Annotated in this window: 7 protein-coding genes; 6 read left to right on the forward strand and 1 reads right to left on the reverse strand. The window is 67.0% G+C overall.

What is annotated here, in order from left to right; translation table 11 throughout:
* Positions 1–155: 155 nt before the first annotated feature.
* From ppsA to NM961_RS22995, 6 genes are all read left to right on the forward strand, one after another.
* Positions 156–2,528 carry a phosphoenolpyruvate synthase gene (gene ppsA, locus NM961_RS22965; protein WP_255916768.1) on the forward strand — a complete coding sequence of 791 codons (2,373 nt, stop codon included), beginning with the start codon at positions 156–158 and terminating at the stop codon, positions 2,526–2,528.
* A gap of 73 nt (positions 2,529–2,601) precedes the next feature.
* Complete coding sequence (locus NM961_RS22970) at positions 2,602–3,051, forward strand: YaiI/YqxD family protein (protein ID WP_255916769.1); 450 nt, start codon at positions 2,602–2,604, stop codon at positions 3,049–3,051.
* Between the two features lie 220 nt (positions 3,052–3,271).
* Positions 3,272–3,913 carry a transcriptional repressor LexA gene (gene lexA / locus NM961_RS22975; RefSeq protein WP_255916770.1) on the forward strand — a complete coding sequence of 214 codons (642 nt, stop codon included), beginning with the start codon at positions 3,272–3,274 and terminating at the stop codon, positions 3,911–3,913.
* 4 nt (positions 3,914–3,917) lie between these two features.
* Complete coding sequence (gene imuA, locus NM961_RS22980; RefSeq protein ID WP_255916771.1) at positions 3,918–4,541, forward strand: translesion DNA synthesis-associated protein ImuA; 624 nt, start codon at positions 3,918–3,920, stop codon at positions 4,539–4,541.
* Between the two features lie 1,381 nt (positions 4,542–5,922).
* Positions 5,923–7,482 carry a Y-family DNA polymerase gene (locus tag NM961_RS24240; RefSeq protein WP_343231939.1) on the forward strand — a complete coding sequence of 520 codons (1,560 nt, stop codon included), beginning with the start codon at positions 5,923–5,925 and terminating at the stop codon, positions 7,480–7,482.
* On the forward strand, positions 7,479–11,045 hold the full coding sequence (locus NM961_RS22995; RefSeq protein WP_255916772.1) for an error-prone DNA polymerase: 3,567 nt from the start codon (positions 7,479–7,481) through the stop codon (positions 11,043–11,045). Before NM961_RS24240 ends, NM961_RS22995 begins: the two co-directional genes overlap by 4 nt.
* Positions 11,046–11,281: 236 nt before the next feature.
* Here the strand turns inward: NM961_RS22995 and NM961_RS23000 are convergent.
* Positions 11,282–11,521 (reverse strand): hypothetical protein (locus NM961_RS23000; RefSeq protein ID WP_255916773.1); only part of this gene is annotated, 240 nt, incomplete at its 5' end.

The raw sequence follows: 11,521 nt of genomic DNA on the forward strand, positions 1-11,521 counted from the left end.
TCTTTTCTGACGCCGACGCCCGTCGGCGTACCTGCGCCACGCTGCACCGTTCCCCGCCCTGCCCGCCTCCGGCGCGCGCGGCGCGGCCGGTCCCGCGCCGGCACAGGTTGCGCAGGGCCCGGTGTCGCGTCCTTTCTGCTATCCGGAGATTGACCTTGAGCGACCTGGTGCTTTGGCTGGACAACCTGCGACTTGCCGATCTGGGCAAGGTCGGCGGCAAGAATTCGTCGCTGGGCGAAATGATCGGCAACCTAGCCAAGCTCGGCGTCTCTGTGCCGGGCGGCTTCGCCACCACGGCGCATGCGTTCCAGCAGTTCATCGCCCAGAGCGGCCTGGCCGATCGCGTGCAGCAGCGCCTGGCCGGCCTGGACGTGGAAAACGTCGACGAACTCACCCGCGCCGGCGCCGAGATCCGCCGCTGGGTGGTGGAAACGCCGCTGCTGCCGGAATTCGACCAGGCCGTGCGCGCCGCCTACGCCAAGCTCTGCGCCGACGCCGGCGCCAGCGATGTCTCCGTCGCCGTGCGCTCCTCCGCCACCGCCGAGGACCTGCCGGACGCCTCCTTCGCCGGCCAGCAGGAGACCTTCCTCAATGTCACCGGCGTCGACGACGTGGTGCACAAGGTCAAGGAAGTCTTCGCCTCGCTATACAACGATCGCGCCATCGCCTATCGCGTACACCACGGCTTCAAGCACGAGGACGTGTTCCTCTCCGCCGGCGTGCAGCTGATGGTGCGCTCCGATGTCGGCGCCTCCGGCGTGCTGTTCACCCTGGACACCGAATCGGGCTTCCGCGATGCAGTCTTCGTCACCGGCAGCTACGGCCTGGGCGAGATGGTCGTGCAGGGCGCGGTGAATCCGGACGAGTTCTATGTCTACAAGCCCACGCTGCAGGCCGGCAAGCCGGCCATCCTGCGCCGCCAGCTCGGCGCCAAGCAGCAGCGCATGGTCTATTCCCCGGTCGCCGGCGAGCGCGTGCGCATCGAGGAGACGCCGGCCGCCGAGCGCGCCCGCTTCTGCATCAGCGACGCCGACGTGCAGGAACTGGCAAAACAGTCGCTGGTGATCGAACAGCATTACGGCCGTCCCATGGACATCGAATGGGCCAAGGACGGCATCACCGGCAAGCTGTACATCGTGCAGGCGCGCCCGGAAACGGTGAAATCGCGCGCCCGCGCCACCCAGATCGAGCGCTTCCAGCTCAAGGGTTCCAGCACGGTGCTGACCGAAGGCCGCGCCATCGGCCAGAAGATCGGCGCGGGTACGGCCAAGGTGATCCGCTCGCTGGCCGACATGAACCGCGTGCAGCCCGGCGACGTGCTCGTCGCCGACATGACCGACCCGGACTGGGAGCCGGTGATGAAGCGAGCCGCGGCCATCGTCACCAACCGCGGCGGCCGCACCTGCCACGCCGCCATCATCGCGCGCGAGCTGGGCGTGCCCGCGGTGGTCGGCTGCGGCAACGCGCTGGACACCATTCCCGACGGCGCCGAGGTCACCGTGTCCTGCGCCGAGGGCGATACGGGCTTCATCTACTCGGGCAAGCTGGATTTCGAGCGCATCACCGCCGACCTGGACGCCATGCCGCCGGCGCCGCTGAAGATCATGATGAACGTGGCCAACCCGGAGCGCGCCTTCGATTTCGCCATGCTGCCCAATGCCGGCGTCGGCCTGGCGCGGCTGGAAATGATCATCAACAGCCATATCGGCCTGCACCCCAAGGCGCTGATCGAATATTCGCGCCAGGATGCGGAAACCCGGCGCAAGATCGACGAGCGCATCAACGGCGCCGATCCGGTCGAGTTCTACGTCGACCGTCTGGCCGAAGGCATCGCCACCATCACCGCGGCGTTCGCGCCGAACCCGGTCATCGTGCGCCTGTCGGATTTCAAGTCCAACGAATACGCCAACCTGATCGGCGGCGCGCGCTACGAGCCGCACGAGGAAAACCCGATGATCGGTTTCCGCGGCGCGGCGCGCTATGTGGATCCGTCCTTCCGCGACTGCTTCGCGCTGGAATGCCGCGCGATGAAGCGCGTGCGCGAGGAAATGGGCCTGGACAACGCCTGGGTCATGATCCCGTTCGTGCGCACGCTGGAGGAAGGCCGCAAGGTGATCGAGGTGCTGGCCGAGAACGGCCTCAAGCGCGGCGAGAACGGCCTCAAGCTGATCATGATGTGCGAACTGCCGTCCAACGCCCTGCTGGCCGAGGAATTCCTTGAAATCTTCGACGGTTTTTCGATCGGCTCCAACGACCTGACCCAGCTCACCCTGGGCCTGGACCGCGACTCGGCCATCGTTTCCCACCTGTTCGACGAGCGCAACGCCGCAGTCAAGAAGCTGCTGTCGATGGCGATACAGACCGCCCGCGCCAAGGGCAAGTACATCGGCATCTGCGGCCAGGGCCCGTCGGACCACCCGGATCTGGCGCAGTGGCTGATGGACCAGGGCATCGAGTCGGTGTCGCTGAATCCGGATACGGTCGTGGACACCTGGCTGAAGCTGGCAGCGGGGAAAAAGCAGCAATAAGGGCGATGGAGAGAGAAACGCGGCGCCGGTACGGTCCCGCGTTTCTCTCCCACCCCTGCCAGCTGCTCAAGCCATGCGCCTCTGGGTCGACGCCGACGCCTGTCCCAATGTGATCAAGGACATCATCTTCCGCGCCGCCGACCGCGTCGGCGTGGAAACCATCCTGGTCGCCAATCAGTACATACGCACGCCGCCCTCGCCGAACATCCGCTCGCTGCAGGTGCCCGGCGGCTTCGATGCGGCCGATGCGGCCATTGTGGAGCGGGTCGAGAACGGCGATCTCGTCGTCACCGCCGATATTCCGCTGGCCTCCGCCGCCATCGCCAAGGGCGCGCTCGCGCTGAATCCGCGCGGCGAATTGTATACATCCGACAGCATCGCCCAGCGCCTGAGCCTGCGCAATTTCATGGACGAGCTGCGCGGCGCCGGCATCGACACCGGCGGTCCCGCGGCATTCCACGCGCGCGACCGACAAGCCTTCGCCAATCAGCTCGACAGCCTGCTGGCAAAGCGCAAGCGCTGAGCAGCAGCTGGCAGCAAGCGGCGGGATGGAAGCCTGGTTCGCCTGATCCTGCTGAGCTGGCGCTATCCGGCATTCTCCGCCGCCGCGCTCTTCCGTTTCTGCCTGACTGCCGCAATGGCTGCGGCCGCGCCTGCGCGCCCGTGTACCGGCCTGACCGCTCCGGTCCGGCGTCTGTCGCGGACACTTGCACATCAGGGACGATATACGTACATTTGTACGTATGAGCCCCGACCCCAGTCTGACCGCCAATCAGCAGCGCGTACTCGACTATATCGCCGAGTACCTGGCCGAGCATTCGCAGGCCCCCAGCCTGCGCGAGATCGCCGATGCACTGAGCCTGCGCAGCCACAGTTCCGCCCAGGACTATATCGAAGCGCTGGTGCGCAAGGGCGCCCTGCAGCGCCTGCCGCAGCACCGCGGGCTGCGCCTGGTGCGTAGCCACGGTCCGGCCGGGCGCCCGTCGCCGCGCGCCGCCCTGCGCGAGCTGCCGCTGGTCGGCCGGGTCGCCGCCGGCACGCCCATCCTGTCGGACGCCAATATCGAAGCCAGCTATGCGATCGATGCCGCGCTGTTCCGTCCGCACGCCGATTTCCTGCTGCGCGTCGTGGGGCTCAGCATGCGCGACGCCGGCATCCTTGATGGCGACCTGATTGCCGTGCACCGCACCGCCGTCGCGGACGAAGGCCGCATTGTCGTCGCGCGCCTGGACGACGAGATCACGGTCAAGCGCCTGCGCCGCGAGCGCGACCGTCTGCTGCTGTTGTCGGAAAACCCGGATTTCGCGCCGATCGAGGTCGATCCGCGGCGCACGAACGCCTTCGCGATCGAAGGCCTCTATGTCGGCGTGATTCGCCAGGGATGAGAGCATGAACGCAGTTGGCCTGAACGAAGTCCTGCGGCACCCCGGTGTCTGGCGCCGGGCGTCCACCTCAGCACCAACCCTGCGCACCCTGGCCTCGGGCTGTGCGGAGCTGGACGCCCTGCTGCCCGGCGGCGGCTGGCCGGTGGGGGCACTGTCGGAAATCCTGCTGAGCCAGGACGGACTGGGCGAACTCAGCCTGCTGATGCCGGCCCTGGCCGAGCTGACCCGCCGCCGTCGCCGCGTGGTCTTCGTCGCACCGCCATACGTACCCTATGCACCGGCCTTGCAGGAACACGGCGTGGACCTGAGCCAGGTCACCCAGATCGAAGCCAGCGGCGGCGACAGCTATTGGGGTACCGAGCAGTGCCTGCGCTCCGGCGGTTGCGGCGCTGTGCTGTGCTGGCTGCCCAAGTCCGACTACGCTCAGTTGCGGCGCCTGCAGCTGGCCGCGGAAACCGGCGGCTCGCTTGGTTTCGTGTTCCGGCCGGCCGCGGCCGCACAGGCAGCCAGTCCCTCCGGCCTGCGTCTGCTGGTCGACAGCGACGGCGCCACAACCCGCATCGAGGTGCTCAAATGTCGCGGCGGTTTCGACACCCGCCGCGATACCCGCTTGCGATGGTCACGCTGAGCCTCGCCTGATCTTCCCGTTTCGGAGCCCTCCGCGCGCAACGGCCAGTCGCCGGCAGTCGATTGTTGCCGTTGCGCGTGGAGCGAGCCCAGCAAAGCCAACGGATACCTCACCTGATGCCAGCCGTCGCAACCAGTGCCGGGATTCATCGCGCAGGCCACGCCCCGTGGCGGTGCAAACGCTGTTTGATCCGCTCAGGCAGCCACCAGGCCACGCCGGGCATATCGACTGCGCCGCGATCCATCAGATTCCGCCCGGCATTCCACCTGCATCAGCTGTCTTCGCAAGCGGCAGCCTGCACCAACCGCAGTCAAGCCGCGCCCTGCATTCCTGTCGTCATGTACCCCGGCAATTCTCCGCATGCAACTGCACCAATTGCATTCGCAGCAGGCATCCTGTGCAGGCAGGAATCAGATACGGCCTCAGGTACGCATTGCCACACCTGCCACCCAAGCTTTGCCAGGCGCGCGCTCCATGGCAGCTGCTCCGACCGCTGCCTGCATTTACGCTCATCAGCAGCGCCTGCCCGTACTCCGGCTTCGCTTCAATGCCTGGCCAAGCCAGGCCATCCGGTCGCACCGATGCAGCAACCGGAGGTCCGGCAGCCTTCCTTTTTCCCCGAACTCGCGCGCAGGAAGCCCGCGAGTCTGCCGCCGGCGCAGGGACGCGCTGGCGGCGGGCTTTTCCTGCATCGTCCTGACAGGCCGGCACCGCCAATCAGCACCGCAGCGCCCGTACTTCCGGGCCGGCCATCTCGCTATTGGCCAGGCAGTCCCTATTCCTCCATTCGCGCACAGGACGTGCGCGATCCGCCGCCGGCGCCAGGAGGTTCCGGCGGCGGCTTCCCGCGGTGGCAGGTCATGAACTCTGTGCGTCGGCCTCATCACGCCCCGGGCCAGGCCACAGGGAACATTCATGCCCGGCGGTATGCGGGCAGCGGCCAATCACTACCCTCGCAGGCTGCCGCTGGAAGCCGGCAACGACGGCCACGTGCAGGATGCCGCTGCCGGTCACTCGCCTCCCATGCAACGCCGCCTTCCAGACAACGGCCTTGGGCCAATGCCCCCGGCATTGCCGAACCCCTGTCCGCCGGCCGTTAGACAGCCGCCATTCGCCGGCCCGGCAAGCGGCAGGCAATGAATCGCAGCGGATGAGATGCAAGCGAGGCACCGTGTCCCTACCCGTCCCTCGGCAAGATCCCCTCTTCTCCACTCTCTCCCCAGGCAAGGATGCCGCCGGGGAGAGGGCTTTTTCTTCCTCCTGCACGAATCCTGCGCGCGGATCTCCGCGTGCTGTGCCGACGGTGGCACCGCCGGAACAGCGGATCCGGCCGGCGGCCGGGTCCAAGTCCGTTCCGTCGCCGCAGGAATCCGCACATCCCATGCTCTGGGCCTGTCTGCACTTTTCCACATTGCCGCTAAGCGCCGTATTCGGCGAGCTGGCCGCCTCGTCCCAGCCCTGTGCCTTGTACGAAGGACCGCGCCAGCGGCCGCTGATTTTCCAGGCCAATGCCGCTGCCCTGGCCCAAGGCGCCAAACCCGGCCTGACCGTAGCTGCCGCACGCGCGCTGTGTGCCAAGCTGGACCTGCGCCGGCGCGAACCGGACGCCGAACGCCACGGCTTGCAGCTGCTTGCCACCTGGGCCTATCACTACAGCGCGCAGGTCAGTCTGGCCGAACCCGACTCGCTGTATCTGGAAGTCGGCGCCAGCCTGACCTTATTCAAAGGCTGGCCCCAGCTGTGTTCACGCCTGCAGCAGGAGCTGCAGCTGCTGGGCTACGCCGGCCACAGACTGGGCGTAGCCCCGGTGGCGGCGGCCGCGCGCGTGCTGGCACTCAATCACGATCGCATTGCCCTGCGCCGCCTGCCGATGATGCTGCAGGCGCTGGATCCCATTCCGCTGCACAGTTGCGGCCTGCCGGCGACGGCGGCGGCGCAGCTGCAAGGCATGGGCTTTCGCCGCCTGGGCGAACTGTGGCGGCTGCCGCGGCAGGAACTGGCCCGGCGCATAGGCCCGGAAAACCTGCTCTGGCTGGACCAGTTGCGCGGCATCGCAGCGGAAATGCTGCCGCTGTACCAGCCGCCGGACAGCTTCGGCCGGCGCATCGAACTTGATGGACTGATCGAAAGCTGGCAGGCACTGCTATTCCCGCTACGCCGCCTGGTGCGCGAGCTGGGCCTGTTCCTGCAAGTGCGCGACAGCGGCGTGCAGACGTTCGAACTGCGCCTGGAACACGAAGACCATGCCACGACGCGGGTGCCGGTAAACCTGAGCAGCGTGCAGCGCGAAGCCGATGCCCTGTACGAATTCTGCCGCGGCCGGCTGGAGCGCGTCGCCATCCCCGCGCCGGTCAGCGCCATCGCTCTGGTCGCCGCCGGACTGGCGCCATTCCGGCCGGGCCATCGCGACCTGTTTGAACCCGCGCGCTGCCAGGGACTGGATTGGCCGGATCTGACCGAACGCCTGCGCAGCCGTCTCGGCGACGAAGCACTGCGCGGTCTGGCCTGCGTCGCCGACCATCGCCCCGAACGCGCCTGGCGCTTCACTGCCGTCGACACCGCTACGACGAAGCCGGCTGCGACACGCTCGCCGTCTGCGACCAAATCCACCGCGAAAACCAGGAACACGCAAGACAGCAAACCCGTCTGGCCCGGAGCAAAACGCAGCAGCGCGGAGACCCATGCGGCAGCCGCGCGCCTGCGCAGCGCCCAGGTCCCCAACGCCGCGCGCCCGCTATGGCTGCTGGCCAGGCCGATTCCGCTGCGCCAGCCGCTGGCGCAGATCCTGGCCGGCCCCGAACGCATAGAAACTGGCTGGTGGGACGGCGACGACGCCCGGCGCGATTACTACATCGTGCGCTGCGCCAACGGCCAGCGCGCCTGGGCCTATCTGCCGGCCGGCGAAGACAGCGGCTGGATGCTGCACGGCTGGTTCGCATGAGCGAAGATCCCATCGATCTGGCCGAACGCCGCCGCCGGCGCGATGCCGCCAGGACGCTGGCGCAGGCGCAAAAAACGGTAGAAAACGCGCCTGCCGCGGATCAGACCTGCGAATCCGCGCCGCCACTCCTTGACGACGCTGCCAGTACGGAAGCATCCAATCCCGGCACAAGTATCGCAGCTGCTCCCGTATCGGCACCGCCTGACACCCGTGCAGCAACAGCTCCCGCATCGACGCGGTCCGGCAGCGGTACCACAACGGCGCCCACCTCGACGCCGCCTGGCACCGATACCACGCCTATTCCTGCATCGACGCTGCCTGGCACCAGCACAGCCAGAATCACCACATCTGCAAATCCACCCGGCACCGATACTCCAACATCAGTCACCCGTGCCGAAGCATGGGCGCCTGCGTCCTCCGACGACAGCGCAATCCCCGGCGCCATCGCCTACGCGGAACTGCACTGCCTGTCGGACTTCAGCTTCCAGCGCGGCGCCTCCAGCGCGGATGAACTGTTCGAGCGCGCCAGCCGACTGGGCTACTCGGCGCTGGCGATCACCGACGAATGCTCGCTCGCCGGCATCGTGCGCGCCCGCAATGCCTCGCGCGATCACGGCCTGCCGCTGATCGTCGGCAGCGAGTTCCGCCTCGACGACGGCCTCAAGCTGGTATTGCTGGTGCAGGATCAGCAAGGCTACGCCGGCCTGTGCCAGGTGATCACCCGGGCGCGTCACAATAGCGCCAAGGGCGAGTATTCCCTCTCCCGCGCCGGCCTGGAGCACCTGCCCGGCGGCCTGCTCGTCCTGTGGCTGCCGCCATCCCGGAACGCCGGCACAGCCGCGGCCGAGCAGGCGCAATGGATAAAAAATAATTTTCCACAACGCAGCTGGATCGCGGTGGAGCTGCACCGCGACGGCAGCGACGGCGAACATCTGGCCTGGCTGCGCCAATTGAGCCGGGAACACGGATTGCCCCTGGTCGCCGCCGGCGATGTGCATATGCACCAGCGCCGCCGCCGCGCCCTGCAGGATGTGATGACGGCGATACGCCTGAACACCACGGTCGATCAGGCCGGCCATGCCCTGTTCCCCAATGGCGAACGCCACCTGCGTCCCCTGCCGGCACTGCAACGCATCTACGATGCCGACCTGCTGGCCGAAAGCGTGCGCATCGCTGCGCTATGCCATTTCCGCCTGGATTCGCTGCGCTACGAATATCCCGCCGAAGTCGTGCCGGCCGGCCTGAGCGCCAACGCCCACCTGCGCGCGCTGACCTGGGCCGGCGCGGCCTGGCGCTGGCCCGGAGGCATCTCGCCACGCCACCAGCACCAGCTGGAATTCGAGCTGGATCTGATCAGCCAGCTCAAGTACGAACACTTCTTCCTCACCGTGCACGATATCGTGCACTGGGCGCGTACCCGCCCCATTCCCATCCTGTGCCAGGGCCGCGGCTCCGCCGCCAATTCCGCGGTCTGCTACTGCCTGGGCATCACCTCGATCGATCCGGTCAAAAGCGACCTGCTGTTCGAACGCTTCATCTCCGCCGAACGCGACGAACCACCCGATATCGACGTGGATTTCGAACACGAGCGGCGCGAGGAAGTCATCCAGCACGTGTTCGAAAAGTACGGCCGCCACCGCGCCGCCCTGGCCGCCACCGTGATCATGTACCGGCGCAAGAGCGCCGCCCGCGACGTGGGCCGTGCCCTCGGCCTGGGCGACGACCAGCTCAACCAGCTCAGCGAAGCCTATTCCCACGCCCATGGCAACGTCCCGCTGGCGCAGCGCCTGATCGAATGCGGCTTCGATCCGGCCAGCCGCCTGATGCGCCAGCTGGTCGTGCTGGTGGAGGAACTGCGCGGCTCACCGCGCCACCTGTCCCAGCATGTCGGCGGCTTCGTGATCTCGCAGCATCCGCTGCACACCCTGGTGCCGGTGGAAAACGCCAGCATGCCCGACCGCACCGTAATCCAGTGGGACAAGGACGATCTGGAATCCCTCAAGCTGCTCAAGGTCGACTGCCTGGCCCTGGGCATGCTGACCTGCCTGCGCAAATGCTTCGATCTGCTGCGCATGCACTGCGGCAAGAACTGGGATCTGGCCAGCCTGCCGCCGGAAGACAAAGCCACTTACACCATGATCCAGAAAGCCGACACCATAGGCGTATTCCAGATCGAATCGCGCGCCCAGATGTCCATGCTGCCGCGGCTGCGGCCGGAAAAATTCTACGATCTGGTGGTGGAAATCGCGATCGTGCGCCCGGGCCCCATCGAAGGCGGCATGGTGCATCCCTATCTGCGCCGGCGCAAAGGCCTGGAGCCGATCGAATATCCGCAGTCCACCTTGCGCAGCGAATCGGACAATGTGGAAAAACAGAACAAGATCGCCCAGATCCTGGAACGCACCTGCGGCGTGCCCATATTCCAGGAACAGGTGATGAAACTGGTGCAGGAAGTCGCCGGCTTCACCCCAGGCCGCGCCGACCAGCTGCGCCGCTCCATGGGTTCGTGGAGGAACGACGGCACGGTGGAGAAATTCCAGCAGGAAATCTTCGACGGCATGCGCGAGCGCGGCTACGAAAAATACGCCGAAGGCCTGTTCAACCAGATCCGCGGTTTCGGCAGCTACGGCTTTCCCGAATCACACTCGGCCAGCTTCGCCCTGCTCGCCTATGCTTCCTCGTACATCAAATGCCACCACCCCGCGGTGTTCACCTGCGCCCTGCTCAACTCCCAGCCCATGGGCTTCTACAGCCCGGCACAGCTGATCCAGGACGCGCGCCGCCACGGCGTGACCGTACATCCCATCGATGTCTGTTGCAGCAGCTGGGACTGTCATCTGGAAACGCAGGCCGGCACGCTCGCCCTGCGCCTGGGACTGCGTCTGCTCAAGGGCGCCTCGCAGATGCTGGCCCGGCGCATCGTCGATGCGCGCACGCACAAACCCTTCGCCAGCGTCGCCGATCTGGTCCAGCGCGCCGGCCTGGACCGCTTCGAGCGCGAACGCCTGGCCGAAGCCGGCGCCCTGCGCCAGCTTGCCGGGCATCGCCACCGCGCCCGCTGGTACAGCGCCGGCGCCGAACGCCTGCCGCCGCTGCTCGCCGACGCGCAGACCGCCGACGGCCCCATCACACTGCGTCCACCCAGCACGGCGGAAAACGTCGAAGCCGACTACGCCACCCAGGGCTATTCCCTGGAAAGCCATCCCATCGCGCTGATCCGTCCCCAACTGCGCCGTCAGCGCCTGACCGACTCCCGCCAACTGCGCGACTGCGCCAACGGCGCATCCGCCCGCCTCGCCGGCCTGGTCACCGTACGCCAACGCCCTCCCGAAGCCGGCGGCGTCACCTTCCTCACCCTGGAAGACGAATACGGCCAGGTCAACCTCGTCGTCTGGGAACGCATCGCCCTGCGCTACCGGCGCGCCCTGCTGGAATCCACCGTGCTCTACGTGGAGGGCAAACTGCAGATCGTGGACGACGTCGTGCACCTGGTTGCGCAGCGGCTGGACAACTACAGCGGCCTGCTGCCGCGGCTGGGCATACAGTCACGGGATTTTCATTGAGCGGCGGTATGCCCCTCTTCTTTGGGGACACCCACAGTCCTGAATTGCCTGACTTCTTTCCGCGGATTTTCTGTGCACCTTAGATCTGAAACTCAGCGCCAGAACAGAACACCGGAAGCAGAATCGGGACGCCACAAAATGTGGCATCAAACTCTCGTTTCCGACAAGCGACGAAGACAAGCTGCCGGCGACGTCCACTCCTGCGGAACGCCGGATTGTGAAATAGCCCCGCCTGCCTAACTCAGCCGCCAAGCCAGCCGGATGCCCTGCAACCAGCGCTGGCCGATTCGCGCGGCGAGGTCAATCAAGTCCTGGGCACAGCCTGCGGCGCGTGCCCAGCCGCCGCCGTAGCCGCTTACTCGCATCGCCCACCGCCGGGCATCCCTGTCGATGACAGCGAGGATTGCAGGAGCGCCTTCAGCGATCCTGCCACGCTTGCCGGGCGCCAGCGCTCTGCCAGTCCAGTCAAGGATCTG

Source organism: Tahibacter harae, from assembly GCF_024437735.1.
Classification (GTDB): Bacteria; Pseudomonadota; Gammaproteobacteria; order Xanthomonadales; family Rhodanobacteraceae; genus Tahibacter; species Tahibacter harae.

Excerpts from the sequence above, each read along its gene's own strand:
- NM961_RS24240 (WP_343231939.1), top strand. The coding sequence starts at position 5,923 with ATGCTCTGGGCCTGTCTGCACTTTTCCACATTGCCGCTAAGCGCCGTA.
- imuA (WP_255916771.1), top strand. The coding sequence starts at position 3,918 with ATGAACGCAGTTGGCCTGAACGAAGTCCTGCGGCACCCCGGTGTCTGG.
- NM961_RS22970 (WP_255916769.1), top strand. The coding sequence starts at position 2,602 with ATGCGCCTCTGGGTCGACGCCGACGCCTGTCCCAATGTGATCAAGGAC.
- NM961_RS22995 (WP_255916772.1), top strand. The coding sequence starts at position 7,479 with ATGAGCGAAGATCCCATCGATCTGGCCGAACGCCGCCGCCGGCGCGAT.
- lexA (WP_255916770.1), top strand. The coding sequence starts at position 3,272 with ATGAGCCCCGACCCCAGTCTGACCGCCAATCAGCAGCGCGTACTCGAC.